This is a genomic window from Bifidobacterium asteroides, assembly GCF_003202755.1.
Taxonomy (GTDB): Bacteria; Actinomycetota; Actinomycetes; order Actinomycetales; family Bifidobacteriaceae; genus Bombiscardovia; species Bombiscardovia asteroides_F.
The window spans coordinates 131,577-156,176 of sequence record NZ_QGLK01000005.1; the positions used below are offsets into that span (position 1 = coordinate 131,577).

The following is a 24,600-nucleotide window of genomic DNA, read 5'->3' on the forward strand; positions in this document are numbered from 1 at the left end:
TACTCACTTCCGCACGGCGTTCAGATACTCGTGATACCCGTCATTGTTTTGCAGGGCCGCATCGATGTCCCGGTCGCCCTGAGCCTCCAACCAGGCGTAAAGATCATCATAAAGGGCCGGGTTCATCGCCAGGAAAGGCAGCAGTTGCCGATGCTTGGCCATGGCGAACTGCAGAGCAAAGTCCCCGGTTCGCTTGGCATCTTCAGAACTCATCCCGTCCACCTCGATGGCATCCCGGCCACGGTCATAGTCACCCTTGGAAACCCGCTCGAAGACGGATCCTGGCTCAAAGGCCGGCTGGTATCGATGGTCATCATCCGGCTTATCCGCTGACTCAGGACGCCGGGCCTGATCCGGTTCCTCCTTGGACAGGCGAGCCAGCTCTACAGCTCCCAGCGGGGTGAACCCCTGGGCCGAGCCTGATTCGCCCCCCCGGCCTTGTCCGGACTGATCGTCCGCATGGCCTTTGTAGCCGAAAGACGCGCTATCATCGTGTTGACCACGATCATCACGAGCATCTTGGTCATAGCGTTCCTGATTGGGAGCGGAGTCAGCGGAACGCGAGCGACGAGCATCAGCGAAAAGGTCGCGGTCGACCGGCTGCCTGTCCTCCTCCTGAGTGCCGACCAACGGCAGACCCCGCTCGGATTCGTTCTCCTGCCATGGCAGGGGTCGACGGCCTTCGCCACGAGAGTCCTGAGCCTGGAAGTCCCCTTCACGCCGGGCACCCTCGCGGTCTTCGAATTCTTTGTCATCCGGCTGGTCGGCATAGGCCCGGCGACGGTCTGATACCTGGCCATCTGCCGATCCAGCATCGGCCGATCCCTTGTCAGTCTGTCCATGCTCTGCTGAATCAGGATTGTCATAATACCGCGCTTGCGAGTCACGCGGATTCACAGAAGCTGATCTTCCGGAGAAAGTCGGCGACGCGCTATCCTCCGAGTCGCGGTCAACTGAGGCAGACTTGGGACGATCTTGTGAAATTCCGGCGGTCTCTTGCGAAGAATCGGCTGTCTTGGCGGCACCCAGGGCCATATCATGAAGGGCAGTGACCCGGTTACGGACCCCGTCGGCCTTGAAGATGCCGGTGGGCTCGCCGGCGCGCATATCCAGAATGTCGTCAACGGACATCTCAGCTGCATCAGGCTCCACTGCGCCGCGGGGCTGTGTGGAGTACGAGAAGAGGTCAGGTACCCGGAGCGAAGGATCGGTCTGGTCTTCTTCGGGATTGCTGATGCGCACGAAATCGACAGGAACATCACCGAACTGGAAACGAGCTGAGCTGCTGGACAGTGGGTAAGCGGCATCCACAGGCAGCCTGACCAGCGATCCGTCGGACTGAATCAGATAGGACCCATTGGTGGAGCCCATGTCGCGCAGGGTGGCCAGACCGTCCTGATCGACGGCGAAAATGGCATGCCGCTTGGACATGGATTTGGTCTGATCGGGCACCTCCAAACGACGCCGACCGTCATCGGCCAGCGGACGCAGAGGCTTGCGACCGATCTCGACGGTCTCGCCAGGCTTGAGCCGGGTCTCTTCCACACCATTGAACTTAATGATCCACACCTGCCCCGGTCGCCGATCGTCACTCACGTTTTCGACCTCCCAAATCTGCAGCCGCCTTCACTCGGTACTACCGCCTATTCTGTCATGAAACCCAGAGATAGGATTGATTGCGTGCCGAATTAACTGATAAAGGACACATGAAAGGCTCGCAGACATTGAGCAGTGCTTGGGAGCCGACTGAATCAGGAGCATCTGCAGACCTGATTGCGAATACGCCCCGGAGCTCATTGCAGGCCATGAAGCATTTCAGACACATTGCGCCGCCTTCGTATAGATAGCAAACATCTCATAATCGTTTGGCCCGGAGTGGATTTTTTCGTACATCGGGTGCACATATAAAGGCTGACCCGACAGCAGTCTACAACTCTCTGTCAGTGTGGACAGAGCAACCTGACCGAACTTGATTACGACAATGAACAAATTGTTTCAGATGAATCCTTATCCGCCCGTCAGTCCTTGAACTTGGGCGCCCGGGTACGTAAATCCGCAACCGCAGGAAGGACCGTCCCATGGACATCGGTGCGGATCGTCCCCGAGCAAAGCGGCGCACCCCCACACCTCACCCCTATGGTCAGGCCGGATATGAGGAAAGCCCCGCGCTGTCGATGACAGCACAGGGCTTTCCAGCATGCAAGAGCTCAGAAAGAGCCAATGACTACTTGAGCTCGACGGTGGCGCCAGCTTCTTCCAGCTGGGCCTTGGCCTTGTCTGCGTCTTCCTTCTTGGCACCTTCCAGGACGGCCTTGGGGGCACCGTCAACCAGAGCCTTGGCATCGGCCAGGCCCAGGTTGGTGATAGCCTTGACGGCCTTGATGACCTGGATCTTCTTGTCACCGATGGCGGAGAGGACGACGTCAAACTCGGTCTTCTCCTCCTCAGCAGGAGCAGCGGCGCCGGGGGCGGCAGCGGCCACGGCCACAGGGGCGGAGGCCTCGACATCGAACTCGTCCTCGAACTTCTTGACGAAGTCGGACAGCTCGACCAGAGTCATTTCCTTGAACGCGTCGATGAGCTCGTCAGCAGAGAGCTTGGCCATAATGGCTTCCTTTCATTTGTGGCGACCGGCATTGACTGGTAAGCCGATCACCGAACATCTTTTCTTGTATTCGCCGTATGAATCCGGGCCGATGGGCGTGGACTCAGGCGGCCTTTTCCTGCTTCTCGCGCAGGGCGTCGAACGTGCGCACGGCCTTGGTAGGCACAGCGACGAACAGGTTGGCGGCCTTGGACATGGTGCCCTTGAGCGCGCCGGCCATCCGGGAGAGCAGAACATCGCGGGATTCCAGATCCGCGATCTTCTTCACGGCATCCGCGTCAGCAACAGCTCCATCAATAAAGCCGCCCTTGACGATCAGTGCCGGGTTGTCCTTGGCGAAATCGCGCAGCGTCTTGGCGGCATTGACGTAATCACCCTTGACGAAGGTGATGGCGCAGGGGCCGGCAAGCATCTCATCGAGACCCCCGATTCCAGCCTCTTTGGCCGCAATCCGGGCTAGCGTGTTCTTCGCCACGTTGTAGGAAGTATCGCGGCCTAGCTTGTTTCGCAGATCGGCGACCTGCGGAACACTGAGCCCACGGTACTCGGTGAGGATGATAGCATCGGCGTCACGGAACTTGTCCGTCAGCCTGGCGACAGCCTCTTCCTTTTCGGGCCTTTTCATGGCGTTCCTTCCTAGACAGACCTCTGGAGGGAGCCGGACGACTGAGCATGACAGGCAAAAAGAAAGCCCTGCCGACAGGCAGAGCAAAAAACAGGTCACGAAGACCAATTTGAAACTCAACCTGTGCTGGCTCGATCAACCGAACTTAGGAGACCCAAGGGTCCCGACCAACGGTCTTTGGTATGCAAACGGCAATAATACACAGGTCGGCCGCAGCCGTCAAGTCCATATACACGACAAGCTCGGCTTCTACCATTTTTGCGGGCCGCATAACGGGCGCAGATTCACGGCACCCGAACCTTAACGGGTACAGCCCACCAGAACGCGGGCCTATAGGCACCACCATGCCACTCGGCCAAGCGCTCCTGTTGATCTGCACTCAGAGCTCGCGTACGATGCCCAGCACCAATTTGGCAGCTGTGTCGGCATATTTGGATATGTCAAACTCCCGGAAAACCTCGTAGTCGGTGTCGGCGTTGTCGCTCAGAGCGCGGATGACCAGAGCCGGAACCTTGTTGCGGGCCGCCACGTGACAGACGGCCGCACCCTCCATCTCGACCGCATCGGCCCCAGTCTGCTCCTTGACCTGTGCGATCTTCTCCGGGCTGTCCACAAAGTAGTTGCCGGTTGCAATGGTGCCGACGATGTGCTTGATCCCCATGGCATCCAAGGCCCGATCAGCCAGATCCAACAGGTGAGGGTCCGAGTGGAACTCCTCCGTGCCGGGGGCCGATTGGGCCACCAATCGCATGTCGGTATCCAGATAGCGCAGGGTACCCCCAAGGACTACGTCATTGATGTGCAGGTCCTTGTTCAGGTTGCCGGCAATGCCGGAGAAGATGACAACCTTGGGATGGAGGGCATCGATCAGATATTGCGTGGTGGCGGCAATATTGACAGTGCCCATGCCACCCACGGTGGCAGCCAACCGAACAGGGCCGTGCGACCCATCAAGGGTGCCGCATATAACCTTCAGACCGGCATCACCGGCATGGGGATCCTGATCGACCTGCTCCAGGCCTCGGCCAATCAGGGCCACCTCCTCATCCATGGCTCCTATGACGGCAACCGGCCGTCGATCTTCGCCCTCCAGGGAACCATCCGTTTCGCTCATGCCTGACTCCTTATCCATGATTTCACCCGCGACCGCGGCCCGACCAGCCTACTGCAGGCTGTATGTCAACGAGCCGTGCTGCGACGACGATCCACTGCCCCCGCCAACTCCTCCAGCAGATCTTGAGTATCAGGCCAAGAGATGCAGCGGTCAGTGATCGAGCACCCGTAGACCAGTTGGTCCAGCGGGGCCGGCTTCTGATTGCCTCCACGTATGAAACTCTCCATCATCAGCCCGGTAAAGCCCTCCTCGCCGTCGCCTATCCGCTGGGCCAACTCATGGACAACCTGGATCTGGCGCCGCTCATCCTTGCCAGAATTGCCATGGGAGGCATCGATGAGCAGCCCGTGGGCAGCCGCGCTATCCTTGGGCATGCGCTGGCGCAGCACGGCAAGGGCCGCCTGCACCGAGTCCTGATCGTAGTTGGGGCCGGACTTGGAGCCGCGAAGGACCAGATGGCAGTCGGGGTTGCCCATGGTCGCGACGGCTGCGGCCTGACCCTCGTGATCTATCCCGAAGAAGGTATGACGCTGAGAGGCCGCAAAGCAGGAGTCGATGGCCACGTCCACGCTGCCGTCCGTAGCGTTCTTAAAGCCGATGGGCATCGACATGCCACTGGCCAGCTCCCTGTGAACCTGGCTCTCCGTGTTCCGAGCACCGATGGCCCCCCAGCTGACCGCGTCAGAAATGTACTGGGGCGATGTGGGCTCAAGAAATTCCGTGGCCGCCGGCAGCCCGGTCTCCAGCACACCCAGCAGGATACGCCGTGCCAGGACCAAGCCTTTCTGAATGTTGTGGCTGCCATCCAGATCGGGGTCGTTGATCAGCCCCTTCCAGCCGACCGTAGTCCGGGGCTTCTCGAAGTAGACCCGCATGACAATCAGCAGCCGATCCTTCAACCGCTCATTGACTGCCGACAGACGACGAGCATAGTCCAGCGCGGCATCGGGGTCGTGGATGGAACAAGGACCCACAATGACCAGCAACCGGTCGTCCCGACCATGCAGACAGTCCACAATCTCCTGCCGGGAGCGGATGACCAGGTCCTTGGCCGGTCCATCCAAGGGGTATCGGGTCAGCATCTGCGCGGGCGAAGGCAGGCGGTCAAGCTCAAAGACTCGCCTGTTGACGATCCGACCTATACCTACCTCGTCCTCCCACCTGGGTAGGTTCCCCGACTGCAATGGGTTGACGCCGGCCGCCAGCGCCTTGTGCACCAGTTCAACTTCGTAGGCCTTGCTGGGTCGGGGCAGAGGCTCCTGTGGCTCATCCTTCATCCCACTCATGCCTTCATCCTTTCCCGACGGGCTTGCACGGCATCGGCCAGGATCTGCAACAGTTCCTCGGTCCTGTCCCAGGCAATGCAGGCATCGGTGACGGACCGGCCGAAGACCAGCTGATTTAGCGGAGCCGGTTTCTGGTGACCGCCCTCAAGAAAACTCTCCATCATGATGCCCGACAAGCCCTGCTCACCCTTGGCGAGACGGTCTGCCAGCTCCTCGACCACCAGGGCCTCACGCACGGGGTCCTTACCGCAGTTGCCATGAGCTGCGTCCACAATCAGACCGCGGCAGGCACCAGGGCCCAGCGGTGCTTGATGCATGACCTCCAGGGCGGACTGGACGGATTCCGCATCGTAATTGGGGCCATGACTGGAACCACGAAGAATTATGTGGCAGTCGGGGTTGCCTCTGGTCTCGGCAGCGATGACATGGCCGTCCAGGTTGATGGACAGGAAGTGATGTTCGGATGCCGCAGCCAGACAGGAATCGACCGCAGCCTCTACACTGCCCTCGGTCGAGTTCTTGAAGCCCATGGGCATGGACATGCCGCTGGCCAGCTCCCTGTGAACCTGGCTCTCCGTGTTCCGAGCACCGATGGCCCCCCAGCTGACCGCGTCGGAAAGATACTGCGGGGTGATGGGGTCCAGCCACTCTGTGGCCGCCGGAATCCCCTGACCCAGAACCTGCCAGAGCACCTGGCGGGCCAGGCGAATCCCCTTGCGGATGTTGAATGTTCCATCCAGGTCGGGGTCGTTGATCAGCCCCTTCCAGCCGACCGTAGTCCGGGGCTTCTCGAAGTAGACCCGCATGACAATCAGCAGCCGATCCTTCAACCGCTCATTGACTGCCGACAGACGACGGGCGTACTCCAGAGCAGCTTCCGGGTCGTGGATGGAGCAGGGACCGGTGATGACCAGCAGCCGGTCGTCCCGACCATGCAGAACGTCCCGGATGGCCTGGCGGGAATCCCGGACCAGCTCCATACGCTTCGAATCCAGGGGCCGCGAGCGCAGAAAGACCCTGGGGGCCGGGATTGGATCCAACTGACGAATGTTGACATCCACTGTTTCGGGAAAGACGGCCGTATCGGCAAAATACTGCCGCTCCTCTTCAGGGATGATATCCGGTTCCTTGACGAATGCCACGGTCGCTCTCCTCTCTGTCGTACTGCGACGATCCTGCCCGAATTCCTCATGACCGCCCGCATCCGGGCCAATGTGGACAGTCCGTTCCCGCTATGCATATAGACCACGGGAACGAACAGTTTGATGGATAGAAGTGGATGAATTTAGTGCTGCTGCTCAGGCCAAGGCACCCATGGGATCCCAGGCGGGCAGCATGATGGCCTCCTGATCAAAAGCCTGACGATACTCGTCAGATAGCATGGACTTGGGCACAGCCACCTCGTAGACATACTCGCTGAACCAGTCGTCGCTCATGGTGAAGTAACCCTTGTTGGCAATGTCAGCGCCCCAGGAGTTCTCCACCCGCCAGCGGTTGGTGGTCCGGCCGTCATCGGCCACGTCCACGCCCACGAATGCCATGGCGTGGTTCTGGGCCGAGTCGCCGAAGCGCACCCGCTGCTCCTTGTCCATGTCGAAGTCCACACCGTAGACCCAGCCATACTCGAACAGGTCTGTGGCCCACTGACCGGCCTTGCGGTCCATCATGGGGTGGCAGTCGGCACCGAACCAGACTGGCAGGCCCTGCTCGCTCATCAGACGACGGGCGCAGTCCTTCATGACCTCCACAGGAACGTTCAGATACTCGGTGGGATCGCCGCCAGCCACGTTGCCTAGGTGCTCGATGCCGATCTTGCGGCCCTTGGGATGCTCTGGGCGCGGATCGTCGACCAGGCAGACATAGTCCTCAAGTCCTGCATTCACGTAGCGCTTCCAGAACTCCTGCGGGGTAATCCGGCCATCCCGGTGGAAGACGCCGTCCTTGTCGGTCCACTCCCAGTCGAAGCTGGTGGGCGGGGTACCCAAATGAATGGTCAGGATACGGTGGCCAGCCTCCAGGGTTCTATCGATGATCTCGTCAATCCCGTCTGGATTGGCCACCATGTGAGCCGTGGCCTGGTGGAGCAGGCGACGCAGCTGATCGTTCATCTGGCTGGTGTTCTGGGAGGAGGCAGTCTCGGGATAGAACTGCTTGGGCACTGCGCCGTACTTCTTATAGATGTTCATGGCCATGATCCACTGACCGCCATCTCCCATCACATCGCCCATCAAGAAACGCATGAGCTGGGAGTCGATGGGTTCGTGGGCACGCACCAGAGCCGCTACGTCGCGCAGGAAGTAGTTGACGCGCTCAAGCTTGTCATAATACATGGCGTAGTTCTGGGACAGCTCGAAGTCGCCCATGGGGTTGGCGGTGCTTTCGCCATCAATGTTCAGAGCCTTGCGGGCCACGAATCGGGCCACATTTAGCGAGCTGAAGAGCCAGCAACGGCCGGAATGCGCCTGCGAGGTGACCGTACCATTGTCGATGCTGACCGAAAATCGGTGTTGGAGCAGGCGGGAGCGATTATAGTTGTGGGCCACTTCGTCAATGCCTACCTGAGTGACGGCGTTCATGGCGACGTGGTTGGCCTCGCGCTCATCGAAGGCGGTGCGCAGGCCCTCCAAACGGGTCTGATCCAGTGGTGTCAGTGCTGATGTCATACGGTCTGTCCTTGTTTCCTTTCATGCGGATGTATCTGCATCCCTGCATCCAGCATAGCGGGAATCAGTCATCAAGGGTTCGCCTGGTGGAGGATGTGAACAACTGCACTGTCAAGCCAGAGAGAAGCGCTGGGCTGCATTGACCAAGGCCAGGACCACCAGGACGACCAACCCGAGGGAGATCCAGCCCTTATAGGTTCCGGGGCGTGAGCGATTGGCGCGCAGATAGTCTGCCAGCTGTCCCCGAATCAACCAGAGGACAATTAGTCCCCCAACCAGGCCCAGAAGGGTCATACCCTGGTTGAGCATCATGCCGGTGCGGGCAGGCACCGTCTGAGTCAGCCACATCATGGCGTCGGCCAGGACCAGGTTGTTGAAGATATGCAAAGCCATGGACCAGATGATGGAGTATTCCATGGCGATGAAACCCAGAACCAGGCCCAGCAAGAAGGTGAATAGACTCTGGGTGATGTCCCCGTGCAGGCAGGCGAAGATAAAGGAGGAGGTGACGATGGCAAAGGTTCGCCCGTAGGGTCTGAGCCTGCCCATGACCACGCCGCGCAGCAAAAACTCCTCGACAACAGGGACCAGGATAGCCGTATCCAAGGGCGACAGGAACCCGTGCTGGCCCGCAGCAATCTGGGAAGTGGTGGAATGGTAGACCAGCCCCAAGGCCTGGGATCCCTGGTTGACCACCCAGGTGAAGCCCGTCTCGATGCTGCTGGCCAGCATAATTAGCAGGATGGCCCCGATAAGCACGGCCGGACCGGGATTGGTATGAGCCTTGTAGCGCACCGGGGTGGAACCGCGGCCAAGCAGGTCCTGGCCACGGGTGCCGAAGAGGAAGATCAGCATGACCAGATCGCCCAGCAGATCACCTAGTCCCGGCTGACGGGCAATGCCCAGGGCCGCAGCCACCGAGGGCAGATTCAGAACCCCTGCGAATAGGTTGGCCACCACCAGATACACCAAGGCGTAGAGAGATTGCAGATCCACCCCCCGGCGCACTTGGGCGCTCCACGAGCGTGAGGGCCCTGGAGATGCGCTCGATCCCCCCTGTTTGCCCGCATCCGCATCGGTCGAATCTGTGGCGGGTGACTCTGATAATGAGTGATTTGGTTGCTGCATGATGCTCTCCCAACCCTGTGGACCCCATGGCCTGCGCCCTTCACCACTGACTCTAGGCCAGAGCAAGGGTTCGGATCGAGATTGACGCCCATGCCGGTTTCGGCATGAGATCGGGCAACTTCCAGACAAGAAAAAGCCGGGTTGCAAATCATGCCTGCAATCCGGCCCTTACGAACAGTGAAGTTCGTTGATCAGTCCCGATCGGTCGAGGTCACGCCATCATTGACCGGCGGAATGACCGTGGTTTCCTGGTCAGTGACCGCCTTCTCCACCTGTACACCCTTGGCCTGGGCCGGCGCATCACCGGTCTGGTCGGATGCATCGGGCAGGACGCTCGGTGCCGGGGAGGGCAGGACCTGAGTCGGCATATTGGCCGAGGACCGGACAGTCACAGCCGCGCTGGTCTCATCTTCGGAATTGCCGGCTGAATCAGCTGCCACGTCATCAGTTGCCAGGTCATCGGCTGGCTGACTCGCTGCGACCGGATCGTCCGATGCCTGAGGGGTTTCTTCCTGGGTGTCGGCAAGGGGCTGGCCTACACCATCATCCTCGCTTTCCGCCTTCGGCGCTGGGGCCGGCAATGGATCAGCGGCAGGCACCGCGTTGACCACGGGCACGCTTGGCGCCTGCCCCTCGTCCTGGTCATTGACCACAGTCTCATCATGGAAGCCGTCGAAGTTGCCGAAGGACTTGGAGAAGATGTTCCGCAACTCATCGACCCGAGAGGTAATGGTGGCTTCCCGGTGCTGCAGCTTGGTGATGTGGTCCTTGAGCCCGTCCAGCTCAGCCTGTGCGGCCTTGCGCTGAGCCTCGACCTCGGCCTGGGCGCGCTGTTTGGCCTCCTCCAGCAACTGGCTGGCCTTGCGCTCGGACTCCTCGCGCTTGAAGGATGCGAACGAATCGGCATCCTTGCGGGTGGCCTTGGCCTGTTCAATCAGCTCCTGGGTTTCCTTCTCAGTCTTGACCCGGCGCTCCTCCAGGCTCTTGAGCAGCTCGCCCACCTTCTTGGTGGCCTCCTCCTGCTGGGCGGCGATGTCGGAGCGCACCTGCTCGGCCTCGGCATTGACCTTGGCCATGGTCTCGGCGCTGGTGACCTTGGAATCGTCCACGATCTGCTGGGCTTCCGACTTGGCCTTGTCAGTGATCTCCGAAGCCTGCCTGCGAGCGTCATTCAGGCTCTTGGAGACCTGCTCGCGCACATCGGCAAGCTTCTTGTTGGCCTCGGCCAGGGCCTTCTGAATCTGATCGTTGGCATCCTTCTTGAGCTTGGCGATCTCCTCGTCGCTCTTGCGTCGCTTGTCGGCGATCTCCTTGGCGGCCTTGGCCTTCTGCTCGGACAGCTCCTTGTCCTGGGTGGCCTTGTTGGTGGCCAGCCGCTTCTCATGCTCTTCGCGGGAGTTCTGCAGCTCCAGATCCAGGGCCTGGCGACGTTCGGCCACCACTTTGTCGGCCGCGGACTTGCTCTGTTCGCTCTGCTGCTTGGCGGTGGTGGTGACGGTCCTGGCTTCGTCGTTGGCGGCCTCAACGATGGACTTGGCCTTGGCGTTGGCCTCGTCCACGATGTGCTTGGCTTCAAGCTGGGCCTCGTTGACCAGGGTCGTCGCCTTCTCCTGGGCGGAGGTCTTAGTGGATGCCGCATCCTGCTTGGCGCGGTTGAGCAGCTCGGTGCTGGTCTGCTCGGCCGAAGCCAGCAGCTGCTGGGCATTTGCTCCGAGGGAGGCGAAGGAGTTGCGCGGCTGTTCGACCTTGCGTGACTTGGCCTCCTGGAGTTCCGCCTCCAGTTTCAGAATGCGATCGTCATCGGCCTTGATCTGCTGACGCAACCGGGCCAGATTGCTCCGCGAGGCCGCTAGGGCTTGGTCGACCCGCTCCTTGTCATAGCCTCGAAGGACAACGGGAAACTGATCTTCGGCCATGGAAACACTCCTCTTCGCCACCAAGACATGCCGGCCCGTGACAAAGATGTCTTCGGTCCGGTGGATTTACCTCGACTCTACCCCATGACAGGCCGAAATTTGCCGTCTGACAAGCTGCCGACACATTGACCTTACATACGGGGCTCAGGCAATAAGAATAGGGCTGGAGGAGGGTCTCCGATAGTAGCGAATGGTCTCATTTACCACCTCGCGCACAGCCTGTATCTGCTGATCCAGAGGCAGACCGCACTCCTGTCCGTCGCTTTCGTTGACCAAGGGAAGACTGACGAACCCGGCCAGGACATCCTTGTGTCCTGCAGCCCATGCCAGCAGGTTGTAGAAAAGCGCGTTGCAGACATAGGTACCCGCGTCCGAGCTGAGTGTGGCCGGAATACTGCAGGTGCCAAAGTCGTGCAGGATGGCCCGCAGTGGCAGTCGGGTCCAGTAGGCGGCCGGACCCTGGGGGTCAATGGGCTGGCGACTGGTCTGGCGGACGGTATCCCGGGACTCCCGCTCCCCTAAGTTGTCATGGTCGTCAGCATCGTCCTCCTTGAGGTTGACGGCGCAACGCTCCATGGCGATGCCACGAGCCCGACGCTTGAGCCCTGTGGCGATGATGATATCGGGGTGCACCCGCTCTATGGCCTCATGCAGTATGGGCCAGGCCTTGGCGAAGCTGACAGGCATGGTGACCGAGGAAATAGTCAGATCCACGCCCTCCAAAGGATCCTCCTCAGTGGGGCCAACAGGGCGCATGCCCTCCATGCCATGCTTGGCCAGGGCCTGTGAGACCTGGTAGGAGGGGTTTACGTCAACACCCTTGTAATGATCGTATCCGGCGACGATGACCCTGATCTGCTCCATGTGCACCATGGTACACAGGACTTCACCCGGCCAGGGAACGCGCTATCCATTCAGCCATGGGCACGTCCGATGGCAGGGTGATCTTCATGTTGGTCACGCTGCCGGCCACAATGGCCACCGACTCCTCAGGCAGGCGGTCCACCACTACCCTGGTGTCATCAGTGGGATGGAAGTCGGGGTCCGCAGCGGCCAGGTCGTAAGCCTTGCGGAGGGTGCCGAAACGGAAGGCCTGCGGGGTCTGAGCCCGGAACATGTTGTCACGGTCTGGCACCTGACGCACCACCTTGCGATCGCCCAGGTCGCCGGTCATCAGCATGGTGTCACTTGAGGCCACGGCCACGGTTGCGGCGTTGAATGTATCCAAGGCATCGATGCAGCCATCGATGGACTCCTGGCTGACGAAGGGGCGAACCGCATCGTGGATGAGCAACTTGGCATCCTGGGGAATCTCCGCATCAGCCAGGGTCTGCAGGGCTGCCTCGGTACTGTCCATGCGCTCGATGCCGCCCTGGATAACCGTGCGGACCTTGTCGTAGGTGTCAGCGCCCACGATGGCCTCGACAGCCTCCCGCACCCGATCATTGACCACGACCAAGATGTCCGTGACCCGGGCATTGGACTGGAAGGCGTCAATTGACCAGGTGATGATGGGTTTGCCGCCCACCTGCACCAGCTGCTTGGGATTGCTCTCGTCAAAACGAACGCCCAGCCCGGCCGCCAGAATCACCGCTACAACTGGCTGAATCTGCTCCTCCGGCTCTGCACTATCCTGACTGGCCTCGGACGGGGCTGCTGATGCTCTGCGCTCACTCATAGACTCAACGGTACTCACGAGAGGACGCTGAAGGGTGCAGACCCGGCGCTATCTGCACCGAACATCTGCACCCGAGGTCTGCTCCGGCTGCCAGAAACAGGATCAATCAATCTCACGGCTTCAGTCATCGGCCAGAATAAGGGCCAGCATGCGCCCCTCCCCAGCCTTGTTGGCCAGCGAGGCCCGACGGTGGGAATACCAGAGTGGGTTCTCCATTGTGCACAGCGGTCGGTGCAGATCCTCAAGACGCTTCGATAGGGAGGGACCCTCGCCGTCCTGGCTGCACAGCTCTTCCAGGTCCGGGTCCTGACGCAGATAGCTGGTCGCAGCGCCAACCCGGGGGGCGGAGTCTACGATATTGGTCACTCCTGCCGTCTTCAGTTCCATCCTGGCAGCAGTGGCGATGTCGATGGCGATTCCGCCGAATCTGCATGGTCCGGATGCGCCGGGGAAACGCTTCTCGAAGTCATCGGCCAGGTCCGAACCCACCTGATAGCAGTCCGCGCAGATGCTAGGTCCCAGGGTTGCCACGATCCTGGACGGGTCAGCACCCTTGTCGGCCATGGCCTGGACTGTTGACGGAATGACTCCAGCCACCAGACCCCGACGGCCGCAGTGGGCCGCCCCCATCACGCCAGCCTGAGGGTCGGCCAGAAGCATGGGAAGGCAATCAGCGGCAAAAATACCCAGGGCCAAGTCGCGACGGGTGGTCACCTGAGCATCAGCCTCGCAACGCCCCTGGGGCTGACCCTGGTCGGCATCCCAAACCCGGGCTGAGTGAACCTGGTTCACTAGGACCACGGGACGGTTCAGCTGGCGACCCAGAGCCTGACGATTAGCAGCAACTGCCTGCGGGTCATCGTCTCCCTTGCCGCCTAGATTCAGCTGGGCATAATCGTCTGAGGAAACCCCGCCCAGCCTGGTGGTGTAGACCACCTTGATCCCTGGCGCCAGGGCTATGGGAATGGTGACCGGGATTGGCCGACCCTGATCGTCCAGCGACGACAGGGGACTGCTGTCTAGCAGGGTCTGTTCCCGATCCCAGGCTTCTCCCTGAGCACTCTGACCATCCTGCTCGTTTGGTTGAGGCTCGAGACTCATGCAGTCGCCACCCGGTTCAGGCGGTCCATCTCCTCTTCGCTCAGCTCCATGTCGGCCGCCTGCAGGGAATCCAGAATGGTGGCCGCCCTGTGGGCCCCGGGAACCACAAAGACGTTGCGGTTCTGGGACAGCTCCCAGGCCAGGACCACACGCTGGTGGGAAACGCCGCGCTCCTGGGCCACCTGACGGAAGGTGTCATAACGGGTTTCGTCCTTGGGCGCTCGGAAACCTCCCAAGGGGCTCCAGCAGACAAAGGCCAGACCCAGTTCGGCCGCATGGTCCAACTCCTGGCGGGAGCTGGTAAAGGTGGGCGAGAACTGGTTCTGCACGGCCACGAGGTCATCGCCCAGAATCTGACGAGCCAGGTCCATCCGCTCAATGTCTACGTTGGAGACGCCTAGGGTCCGGGCCACGCCCTGTTTGACCAACTCGGCCATGGCCTCCAAGGACTCCTGGTAGGGCACCTGCGGATCAGGCCGGTGCATGTAGAGCAGATCGATGGTGTCCACGCCCAGGGCCTGAGCGGACTCCTTGGCATGCCGGATCAGGCTCTCCGGTCGACCGTCCACCGCCCAGGTTGGCCGACCATCGGTGAAGTTGCGGTAGTGCCCAACCTTGGTGGCCACCAGCACATCCTGACGGGGTCCCTTCCAGGAGTCCAAAGCCTGGCGAACCAGTCGTTCATTGGTCTGCTCAGGACCACCTGACTCGTAGTAGGACCAGGCAGTATCCAGATGTCGGCAACCGGCATCCAAAGCCTGATGGATGACGTCGATGGCCGTTGCCTGGTCCGGCTTGCCCTCGATGGACAATCCCATGCAACCCAGTCCGACCGCTGTCGTAGTAAAGGGCCCCAAGGCCCGCATCGACGATGTCATACACGTACTCCCGTCTTGTAGATTGACGCCAGCTTCAATGCCGCCGGCTTCCTATCGAGCTTAGCTTGTGGCCCAGTATCAACGACCGCCGAAGGAACCACCACCGGAGCCACCACCGGAGCCACCGAAGGAACCACCACCGGAGCCAAACCCACCAATACCACTGCCGGAACTGTTGCCGCTGGCCTGGCCGATCAGGCCGCCGATCTGTTCGAGTCCCTGGGTCAACTGAGTACCCAGATCAACCACCCCGCCTTGGCCAAGCATTGAATTTGCAGCCAATGCTTCAGGGCCACTCACGGAGGAAGCCACCGAAACATTCTGGCTGTAAGGCAGGAAGGTACAGTAGAGCAGGCTCCCGCGCGCATTATTATTCAGCCAGTCGAAGTCGGTCAGTTCAGGGCTGGCCTGTGCCAGCTGAGCGACAACCCGGTCACTTATACCGAAGGCCGCAGCGTAAACCAGGTAGCGGTCCCAGAGCACCAGATCCTCCACGCCCCGGTGGCTAAAATCGCTGAAGTCCAGCAGATAGCGCCGAAGCCCTGACACCTGACCAGCCATGAGTTGTCCATTCCGGCTGAGCACTTGCGAACTACCATAACGAATGGAGAATGCTGCAACAGCCACCAGAAGCACGGCCAAGGGCGCACGTACCAGCACGGTGCCCGGCAGGAATCCAGCCAGCAGGATGAAAGCGGCCAAGAGCACGGCCAGGAAGGGCAAGACCTCTATGCCATGACGATAGGCACGCAAGTCAGCATTGTTGGTCTCAAACTTGACGGCCTTGTCGAAAGCCTCCAGATAGCCCTTGCCATGATTAGCTTCGGTGCTGGAGAAGAGAGCAATCATCTCGTACAGGTCGAAACGTTCATCCTTGGAGCCCATCAGAGCGGAAGCACCTTCCAGCATGGTCAGGCAGGCTTCCTCGCTTAAGGACAGGGCCAGGGAGGCTCGATCCTGACTACAGACCGGATTAATGACCACCTCCATGGACTGCCGTTTGCCCTTGTGGAGCAGCGAGCGCATCACCTTAGTCAGGGAACCTCCGCCGGAATTCGCCCGGTCCTCATACTTGACCGGAATCAGAGCGATGGCCCGCTTGGAGGCCAGGGAGAGAATGGTGGCTGACAATTGCCTGCCAATAGGAGATTCTCGGGTCAGCATCAAATCGTTGATAACGGCGGCCACGGCCGGTGACAGATCAGGAGGCTGACGGTAGTAGATAATATCGCCTCGGTACTGGGAGTCTCCATAGGTGCGGAAGGCCTGCCAGAGCATCACTACAATCAGCGCGATAGCAGCCAAGACAGTCAGTACACCAGCCAAAAGTCCGATCCGCGCCCGTCTGGTCTGCTCGGCGTGCCAGTGCTCATACTGCTGGCGCTCCTGCTTGATGATGCGATCACGCGCCGGTTGAGAGTCGGTCCTGACCACCGAGGAAACCCTCTTCGCATCGAAGAGAGCCACCAAATCCAGATGCTGACCTGGCCCGATCCGGTCAGCTGAAAAGTGGATACGACTGTCATCGCCCACCTGGTAGGAACCCTTGCCAGCGAAATGGAGCCAGGCCTTGGCATCCTTGTCCTTCTCTGTTCCTATAAGCTTGGGAAGCCTGACATCAGCGCTCATATGCTCGACAGAAATCTGGTTGGTGTCGCCCACGGGCTCCCATTGGAATTCGGCCACATCGGGATGGGCAGTAGTTACCCCGTGGAAGGTCATGTCGATGCGGAAGCGCCGACCTGAATCCTCGGCAATCTGCGGAATGTTCCAACCCAGCTCCACCTGACACCGGTCCCCCTGGGCGCCGCAGGCGGATCCTTGGTCCGAGTCGCCCGGCTTGTAGGATTCCAATCCTGAGTCCGAGACTGTGCCCATATACCAGGTGCCAGCCATGGTCTTATCCCAGTCGGGAACCTGATCGAGGTTATCAGGATCCGTCGGCGGATCGGCTTGCCTATATGTAGAGCCATTGGTCAGGTCGCGCACGCTTATGTCACTGATGCCAGTCAGCCGGTCAGGCTTGATCTGATAACGCTGGTAGAGCTCCCTCCAGGGACGTTTGTCACCGTTGTCGTCCTCACGGGAGTTCATGGTTACGGTCAGGTCCTGACTGATGCGCAAATCGCCGTTATCCAGGACCTGGACATCATAGTCCACTGAATCGTATACCAGGTCCGGCCAATTCTTGTTGAAGATAAGCAGAGCAGCGACTATGCACGTCACCAAGGCTGCCACCAAAGCCAGTGCCAAGGCTCGGAAAAAGCGGGAAGTGCTCCAGGAGGGATGGCCTGAGACCGGTTTCCCAGAGGAGGCTGCTGGGGCGTTCACTGTCCGAAGTCCACAACGGGCGCCTGGCGGCTGCCCTCGTCGGCCTGGAAGTACTGGGCCTGACGGAAGTGGAAGAGGGATGCGATGATGTTTGAGGGGACCGTCTCGATGCGGGTGTTGAACTTCTGGACCACATCATTGTAGAACTGCCTGGCGTAGGCGATTTTGTCCTCCAGGTCCTTGAGCTGACGCTGCAAGTCCAGGAAGTTCTGGTTGGCCTTGAGCTCAGGGTAGGCCTCCGCCCGAGCCATCAGAGTGACCAGGGATTGACCCAGTCTCTGCTCGGCATCGGCACGGGCCTGCATCTGGTCTCCGCCAGCTGTCTGGGCCTGAGCCACGTCGGCGCGGGCCTTGGTCACCTCCTCCAGGACGGAGGACTCGTGTGAGGCGTAGCCCTTGACCGTCTGGACCAGATTGGGCACCAGGTCGGCACGCTGCTTGAGCTGGACGTCAATCTGGGCCCAGCCATTGGCCACCCGGTTGCGCAGATTGACCAAACCGTTGTAAGCCCCGATGCCCCAGATGACCAGCAACACGACCAGCAGGACAATGACGATAAGCACGATCAGTGATACGGACATGTTCCAATTCTCTCACGGAAGGGTCTGCAGACAAAACAGGACCCCGCCCATTAGAACGGGGTCCTATCGGAAGACACCGAATCAATCAACATCCGGCATCAGCGGGAATCAGTCTTCACTGTCGAAGGGGTCGAAGTCCCTGCGCACCCGGCGACGGGGACGCTCGGAACGCTCCTCCCGGTCGGCCCGGTACTCGTCGTAGTGCTCGTCGGCCGCATAGCGCGGATTCTCCCTGCGGCCACGATAGCCGCCACGTCCGGAAGAGCGACGCTCATGACGGCCGCCACGATCACTGCGGTCATCACGCTCGGCACGGCTGCTACGGCCGCGACGCTCGCCACGACCACGGCCGCCACGATCCTCGTCATCGTCACGGGAGACCCGACGCCGATCACGACGGGAGCCACGGTCCTCGTCCTCGAACCAGTCACCGCCATCCTCAAAGTCGCGGTCGCGGCTCTGGCGACGGTGCCGGGGACGGTCCTCCTGGTCCTCGTCGTCGTAGTAGCGGTCATCACGCTCGGAACGGGAGCGACGCGGGGCCTCATACCGATCCTCGCGTTCGGAGGAACGGCTGCGGCGATCGCGGCGATCACGGTCACCACGACCGCTGCGCTCACGACGATCACCGCCACGGTCCCGACGGTCACCACGGCCTCCGCGATCGCGACCTCCTGCGGACTCCTGGTCCTCGAAGCCGGGGATGGCCAGGGAGATCTTGCCTCGGTCGTCCACACCCTGGACGATGACCTCGACGGTGTCACCTTCCTTGAGGACGTCCTCCACGGAGTCGATGCGTTCGCCGTTGGCCAGGTTGCGAATCTGCGAGATGTGCAGAAGTCCGTCGGTGCCCGGTGTCAGGTTGACGAAAGCGCCGAAGCTGGTGATCTTGACCACCTTGCCGTTGAAGGTCTCGCCCGCCTCGGGCACGTGCGGGTTGGCGATCTGGTCGATGACCTCCTTAGCCTTGGCTGCAGCCTCGCCGCCCTCGGAGGCGATGTAGACCGTGCCGTCGTCCTCGATAGAGACATCGGCGCCGGTGTCCTCCTGGATCTGGTTGATCATCTTGCCCTTGGGGCCGATGACCTCGCCGATCTTGTCGACCGGAACCTGAGTGGTGATGATGCGCGGCGCATAGGGGCTCATCTCGGCGGGTCCGTCGATGCACTCGTTGATGACATCCAGGATGGTGGCCCGGGCTTCCTTGGCCTGCTGCAGGGCGGCGGCCAGGATGTCGGCGGGAATGCCGTCCAGCTTGGTGTCCAGCTGCAGGGAGGTGATGAACTCGGAGGTGCCGGCCACCTTGAAGTCCATATCGCCGAAGGCATCCTCGGCACCCAGAATGTCAGTCAGGGTCTTGTAGGTGGGCCGACCGTCGACCTCGCCCGTGACCAAGCCCATGGCGATGCCCGCTACAGGGGCCTTCAGGGGCACGCCGGCAGCCAGCAAGGACAGGGTGGAGGCGCAGACGGAGCCCATGGAGGTGGACCCGTTGGAGCCAATGGCCTCGGAGACCTGACGGATGGCGTAGGGGAACTCCTCGCGGCTGGGCAGAACCGGAATCAGAGCGCGCTCGGCCAGGTTGCCATGGCCCACTTCGCGGCGCTTGGGCGAACCCACGCGGCCGGTCTCGCCGGTCGAATAGGGCGGCATCTCGTAGTTGTGCATGTAGCGCTTGGTGGTGGGGCCGGACAGGGCATCGATGGTCTGCTCCATCTTCAGCATGTTCAGGGTGGTGATGCCCAGCACCTGGGTCTCGCCGCGCTGGAAGAGGGCGGAACCGTGCACACGGGGCACCACGTCCACCTCAGCAGACAGGGTGCGGATGTCGCGCAGGCCACGGCCATCAATGCGGTAGTCCTGGGTCAGGATGCGGCGGCGGACAATCTGGCGCTGAAGCTCCTTGAAGGCATTGCCCAGCTCCTTGTCCTTTTCGGCCTCGTCCATGTCGGTGAACTCGTCGGCCAGAGCCTCGCGGACCTTCTCCTTGATCTCGTGGATTCGATCCTGGCGGGGCAGCTTCTCCGCGATGGACAGAGCCTGGTCCAGATCAGCATGAGCCACCTGGTCGATGCGAGCATAAAGCTCGTCAGTGTACTCGGGGAAGAGCTGGAAGTCCTTGGTGGGCTTGGCGGCCTTGGCCTTGAGCTCGCTCTGGGCCTCGCACAGAACCTTGATGAAGGGCTTGGCAGCCTCAAGACCCTGGGCGACAACCTCTTCGTCGGGCTTGATCTGGCCCTCGTCATAAATCAGGCTCCAGGCGTTCTTGCCGGCACCGGCCTCGATCATGGCGATGGCGACGTCCCCGCCCTCGACCACACGACCGGCCACGACCAGCTCGAAAACGGCGCGCTCGCGCTCGCTCCAGCGCGGGAATGCCACCCACTGGCCATCGATCAGGGCCAGGCGCAGACCCGAGACCGGACCCTCGAAGGGCAGACCGGAGATCAAGGTGGATGCGGAGGCCGCGTTCAGGGCCAGCACATCGTAGGCATCCTCGGGGTTGACGGCCAGGATGGTCTCCACGACCTGGACCTCGTTGCGCAGGGTGTGCGGGAAGAGAGGGCGCAGGGGGCGATCAATCAGCCGGCAGGCCAGGATGGCCTCGTTTGAGGGCCGACCCTCGCGACGGAAGAAGGAGCCGGGAATCTTGCCCGCGGCATACATCTTCTCTTCCACATCGACGGTCAGCGGGAAGAAGTCGTAGTTCTCCTTGGGGCTGGACCCGGCGGTGGTGGTGGACAGCACCATGGAATCGTCATCAAGATAGGCGGCTACTGCCCCATCCGCCTGCTGGGCGAGACGACCCGTCTCGAAGCGCAACGTGCGCTTGCCATATGATCCGTTATCGATCGTGGCTTCTACAGCCGTGATTTCGGGACCCTCCATAGGGTTCCTCCTTTTATTTACTGCTTGTTTACTACCTGATGTCAGGATGCTCGGCGTCACTTAACCGCCGGAGATCCTTGTACTTCGGTCTGGTCCTGCCGAACCCCATGTCCGGCGATTTTCATTCCTTGCGGACCAGCCTTGCATTTCAATTCGGCACCATCTTCTGCAACCCCATCCCGGGATCGACGGTACCTGGTTCAGTCATGCAAAAGCGCCCGAGCGCTAGGCCCGGGCGAAAGCATGCATAATCAGTGGCGCAGTCCAAGACGCTCCACCAGGGAACGGTAGCGGTTGATATCCACCTTCTTGAGGTAATCCAGCAACCGGCGACGATGACCGACCATGAGCAGCAGACCGCGACGTGAATGATGGTCGTGCTGATGCTGCTTGAGGTGCTCTGTCAGGTCGGAGATTCGCTTGCTCAGAAGAGCCACCTGGACCTCGGGGGAACCGGTGTCGCCCTCGTGGGTCGCGTATTCCTTGACGATTGCCTGCTTCTGCTCACTCGTAAGAGCCACGGCTCCTCCTCTTGCATTCTTCCGTTACGCGGTGCACCAGCCCTATGCTGAAGCGCTCTCGATCCGCGGGCGAAACACGCCAAAAATACATTATACACAGCGATGGGACCGAGGGCGGGAATTGAGGGATAGGCCAAGGACGGAACCGAGTCTTGTGGGGTTCCGCATTATCTGATATCCATTCGACTATCCATATCGTCCGGGCAGGCATCAGCACGCTTGCCATTATGTTTGCCAAGCTGTGATACCAGGCGAATAGGCCGCATGCGCAGAACACCCAGCTCGCCATTACAATGCCATGCCACAGCTTGAACCATGCACACACTGGCCATATAGAGTTATCCATAACCTCGGGTCTCACCATCAAGATGGCGTAAGACCAAAGCCGTGCTTATCGAATGGCTGAGGGTGCTTCACGCCTCAGGTTTCATACACTGCCAAGTTGAAGATAGTCATGCTTCCTACAAAGCGGCCTGAAAACAAACGACATGACCTCATGTGCCGATGCCGCTGAAAATACGGTGATCATTGCCGGATACGAATCTTATATGGCAGGTTTACGTGTGGAAGAACGACGGACCAGCCTAGGCATAAGCAACTGGGTTGTGTGGATATGGCCCTTTGGATTCGTGATCTCGTCCACCAACTGTTGCATGGCCTGCCTCCCCATTTCAACTCCAGGAGATTCAACGACGGTCATCGGCATAGGTGAAATGCTGTCCATCGTGTCTCCTTCGAGACCGATGACGGAGACATCCTGGGGGATTCGCAGATCATTATGCTGAAGAGCACTGAGCAAGCCGGCAGCAAGCGTGTCTGTGGCGGCGATCATACCGTCAGGACGCTGTTCCGGCGGCATCGCAGCAATCGAGTTGCCCAATTCGAGGCCATCCTCAAAGGAATTCCCTGCAGAATCTACGCTTTGAAAGCTGATCTCTCCATCTTTGGAAGCAATGTCTTCGAAACCGAGCAGCCGGTTATGAATAGGTTGGAAGACATCAGCCGCATGGTAGGCGAAAACCAGTCTTTTGCATCCTGTGCCGATGAGTTCATGGACCGCCAGCTGGCAAGCTGCTTCATCGTTCTTGAGTATGGAGCAACTGTTATCGGCAATCGCAGGGTTGAGATGATCGATCATGACAACGGGAATGCCCGCAGCTCTAGCGAACGCTATGTCATCCTGTGAATCGAATACTGAACTGAGCAATATCCCCTGAAGCCTCATCTGACAGAGCATCCTGACCAAGCTCGTTTGCCGTTCCTTGTCAGACATGGCATTTACAGCTATGACCTGCATGTCTTCTTCATCGCATACCTCTTGTACCCCCTCGAGAGCAGAGATAAAGACGGAATTCTCCACATCAGTAATCACAAAACCGATGATGGGGTAGGGCACAGTGCCAAAGTTGGAGTGCTGTCTGGGCATGCGGATATATCCAAGGGACTCAATAGCCTCTTGAATTTTGAATTTCAATTTATCCGATACCCTATCAGGATAATTCAAATAATTGGAGACCGTACCGATAGACACCCCCGACAGCTTGGCAACATCGCTTATGCCGATGCGGTGCTTCTCCCCTGCGTCGCCTTTGGCCTTTCGAGCAACTGGCCTGTTTTCGTCGTGGTTGTTATCGCTCATTATCGTCACTCTATTAAACCGTTCGGACACTGAGCGGCGATATTGCAACGAATACTACTGGCAACTGACCTAGAAGGCCGACGAGAATGTGGCACATATCTCGCTGTCAGAACTACAGGCCCTGCCATACCACGTACATCATAAACTGCAAATTGAATTTCAGAATATACAGTTTTCTAATTTGAAATTCAAAATCAAAAGCAGTAAGCTTCCTCCGTATGGAGGTTCACTCCATGGAACCGTCAACGGCTGCAGATCGGCCGTTGACGAGGGTATGCAGCAGTAGCAGCATCCTCGCTGTCGAGAGATGGACTGAAAGGAACAACGATGTGTGCTTCAAGCAATGAGCCCACAAAAGGATTGGGCGTCTATATGCCACTTGCCATGGCGGCAGGCATAGGCTCCCTCTTGGGTTCCGGCGTCATAGTAGGGCTTTCGTCGACTATTACTGTTTGGCAGACAGGAATGGGACTGAACAATGGACAGGTTGGCATAGTGTCGGGCATTCTAACCTTTGCCATCGCCTTCGGTTCTTTCTTTGGAGGACGATTAGCCGACACGATTGGCCGCGTAAGGGTTTTCAACTGGATTAATCTTGTCTATGCCATCGGCGCAGTCGCATGTGCCCTAGCTCCGAATTTCGTCGCTCTAACGCTCGGCGTTGCCGTTGTGGGAGTGGCTTCAGGCGCCGATCTGCCAGTTTCCATGACAGTGGTTTCGCATGATGCCCCTACCGATTCCATAGCGGCCCGGCTCGTTTCCACCACACAGATATTCTGGCAGCTGGGCATTCTTATCGCTTCCCTTTTCGCCTTTGGCCTCTCCCGCATGCAAGGAGACATGGGCGGTCGAGTGGTCTTTGCCGTATTGGCCGTCTTAGCCTTGGTCGCCTGGCTCTGGAGACTTCTGTCCCCCTCTTTCCGCAGCTTCCACGAAGCCGCCGAAAAGCGCGATGTCGAGCAGGCTGGCACAGAATCTGCAGCCGCCCAGAAGGTCTCGGTTATCAAGGTGCTCTTCGGTCCACGCCGACAGGTCCTTCTGCGATATCTGGCCGCCATAATGGTGTTTTATTTGGGATGGAACCTGCTAGCCAATACCTGGGGTCAGTTTCAAACCTTCATGTTTGTAAAGGCAAACGCCTCTCAGTCGCTTGCCACAGGCCTGGGCGTAGCCCTCAATGTGATGACCGTGATTGTCAGCATGATTTTTGCTTCTATTGCAGGAGGTAAATACCGGAACAAAGCCTTTGTCATCGGTATGATCTTTTCATTCATCGCCATGCTCTGCATGGCCTTGGGCGGCACCAACCTATGGGTCATAGTCGGAGCAACCGCAATCCAGAACATCGGTACACCTCTTGCTGGTGAAGCCTTGTACAAGGTTTGGACGCAGGAGTCCTTCCCGATCGAAATCCGGTCCAGCATCCAAGGCTTTATCAATGGAACTTCCAGACTGGTCTGTGCCCTTTTTGCCTTCGTCACTCCGCTGCTGGTGCTTCCCGGCACGATCCGCACTACCATGTGGTGCTTCCTTCTGGTAATCGTTATTGAATTCATAGCTGGCTGCCTCATGATTTCCTTCCAGCATCGATATGGCACCGATGAGGAATACATGGCCGCCACCCATGAGCATGGCGAGGCCTGAA

General features: G+C 59.7%; 19 protein-coding genes. 1 reads left to right on the forward strand and 18 read right to left on the reverse strand.

The annotated features are described in order from the left end of the window. Positions 1–3: 3 nt before the first annotated feature. The 18 genes from DKK74_RS06985 to DKK74_RS07070 form a co-directional block, all read right to left on the reverse strand. Positions 4–1,596, reverse strand: coding sequence for a variant leucine-rich repeat-containing protein (locus DKK74_RS06985; protein ID WP_181414953.1), 1,593 nt, complete (start codon positions 1,594–1,596; stop codon positions 4–6). A 628-nt stretch (positions 1,597–2,224) separates the two neighbouring features. Continuing rightward, entirely contained in the window at positions 2,225–2,605 is a 381-nt protein-coding gene (rplL, locus tag DKK74_RS06990; RefSeq protein ID WP_045924837.1) for a 50S ribosomal protein L7/L12, read from the reverse strand. A 103-nt stretch (positions 2,606–2,708) separates the two neighbouring features. After that, positions 2,709–3,230 (reverse strand): 50S ribosomal protein L10, encoded by a 522-nt coding sequence (gene rplJ / locus DKK74_RS06995; protein ID WP_110413405.1) that lies wholly within the window; start codon positions 3,228–3,230, stop codon positions 2,709–2,711. Between the two features lie 379 nt (positions 3,231–3,609). After that, entirely contained in the window at positions 3,610–4,344 is a 735-nt protein-coding gene (mtnN, locus tag DKK74_RS07000; RefSeq protein WP_110413406.1) for a 5'-methylthioadenosine/S-adenosylhomocysteine nucleosidase, read from the reverse strand. A gap of 65 nt (positions 4,345–4,409) precedes the next feature. Beyond that, positions 4,410–5,630 (reverse strand): 3-deoxy-7-phosphoheptulonate synthase, encoded by a 1,221-nt coding sequence (locus DKK74_RS07005; RefSeq protein ID WP_110413407.1) that lies wholly within the window; start codon positions 5,628–5,630, stop codon positions 4,410–4,412. Beyond that, positions 5,627–6,772 (reverse strand): 3-deoxy-7-phosphoheptulonate synthase, encoded by a 1,146-nt coding sequence (locus DKK74_RS07010; protein WP_110413408.1) that lies wholly within the window; start codon positions 6,770–6,772, stop codon positions 5,627–5,629. Before DKK74_RS07010 ends, DKK74_RS07005 begins: the two co-directional genes overlap by 4 nt. 156 nt (positions 6,773–6,928) lie before the next feature. Beyond that, on the reverse strand, positions 6,929–8,293 hold the full coding sequence (locus tag DKK74_RS07015; RefSeq protein WP_110413409.1) for a C1 family peptidase: 1,365 nt from the start codon (positions 8,291–8,293) through the stop codon (positions 6,929–6,931). A 111-nt stretch (positions 8,294–8,404) separates the two neighbouring features. After that, positions 8,405–9,421, reverse strand: coding sequence for a CPBP family intramembrane glutamic endopeptidase (locus tag DKK74_RS07020; RefSeq protein ID WP_110413410.1), 1,017 nt, complete (start codon positions 9,419–9,421; stop codon positions 8,405–8,407). A 191-nt stretch (positions 9,422–9,612) separates the two neighbouring features. Continuing rightward, a complete protein-coding gene (locus tag DKK74_RS07025) occupies positions 9,613–11,337 on the reverse strand; it encodes a cell division protein (protein WP_110413411.1) in 1,725 nt (574 codons plus the stop codon). Between the two features lie 144 nt (positions 11,338–11,481). Next, positions 11,482–12,201 carry a pyroglutamyl-peptidase I gene (locus DKK74_RS07030; protein WP_110413667.1) on the reverse strand — a complete coding sequence of 240 codons (720 nt, stop codon included), beginning with the start codon at positions 12,199–12,201 and terminating at the stop codon, positions 11,482–11,484. Between the two features lie 22 nt (positions 12,202–12,223). After that, the gene (locus DKK74_RS07035) at positions 12,224–13,015 is read right to left on the reverse strand and encodes an IspD/TarI family cytidylyltransferase (protein ID WP_110413412.1); all 792 of its coding nucleotides are present in this window, start codon (positions 13,013–13,015) and stop codon (positions 12,224–12,226) included. Positions 13,016–13,135: 120 nt separating this feature from the next. Beyond that, complete coding sequence (locus DKK74_RS07040) at positions 13,136–14,116, reverse strand: polyphenol oxidase family protein (protein ID WP_110413413.1); 981 nt, start codon at positions 14,114–14,116, stop codon at positions 13,136–13,138. Continuing rightward, entirely contained in the window at positions 14,113–14,994 is an 882-nt protein-coding gene (locus tag DKK74_RS07045; RefSeq protein ID WP_110413414.1) for an aldo/keto reductase, read from the reverse strand. Before DKK74_RS07045 ends, DKK74_RS07040 begins: the two co-directional genes overlap by 4 nt. A gap of 78 nt (positions 14,995–15,072) precedes the next feature. Beyond that, on the reverse strand, positions 15,073–17,325 hold the full coding sequence (locus DKK74_RS07050) for a DUF2207 domain-containing protein (RefSeq protein ID WP_181414954.1): 2,253 nt from the start codon (positions 17,323–17,325) through the stop codon (positions 15,073–15,075). Further along, the gene (locus tag DKK74_RS07055; protein WP_046323346.1) at positions 17,322–17,906 is read right to left on the reverse strand and encodes a LemA family protein; all 585 of its coding nucleotides are present in this window, start codon (positions 17,904–17,906) and stop codon (positions 17,322–17,324) included. The genes DKK74_RS07050 and DKK74_RS07055 overlap by 4 nt, the downstream gene beginning before the upstream one ends. Positions 17,907–18,014: 108 nt before the next feature. Continuing rightward, positions 18,015–20,795, reverse strand: coding sequence for a polyribonucleotide nucleotidyltransferase (locus DKK74_RS07060; protein WP_110413416.1), 2,781 nt, complete (start codon positions 20,793–20,795; stop codon positions 18,015–18,017). A 251-nt stretch (positions 20,796–21,046) separates the two neighbouring features. Next, complete coding sequence (gene rpsO, locus DKK74_RS07065; RefSeq protein WP_024626835.1) at positions 21,047–21,316, reverse strand: 30S ribosomal protein S15; 270 nt, start codon at positions 21,314–21,316, stop codon at positions 21,047–21,049. Between the two features lie 544 nt (positions 21,317–21,860). Continuing rightward, positions 21,861–22,955, reverse strand: coding sequence for a LacI family DNA-binding transcriptional regulator (locus tag DKK74_RS07070; RefSeq protein WP_110413417.1), 1,095 nt, complete (start codon positions 22,953–22,955; stop codon positions 21,861–21,863). Between the two features lie 327 nt (positions 22,956–23,282). Here DKK74_RS07070 and DKK74_RS07075 point away from each other — a divergent pair, with 327 nt between their 5' ends. Then, positions 23,283–24,599 (forward strand): MFS transporter, encoded by a 1,317-nt coding sequence (locus DKK74_RS07075; RefSeq protein ID WP_110413418.1) that lies wholly within the window; start codon positions 23,283–23,285, stop codon positions 24,597–24,599. The last annotated feature ends 1 nt before the right edge of the window (position 24,600 follow it).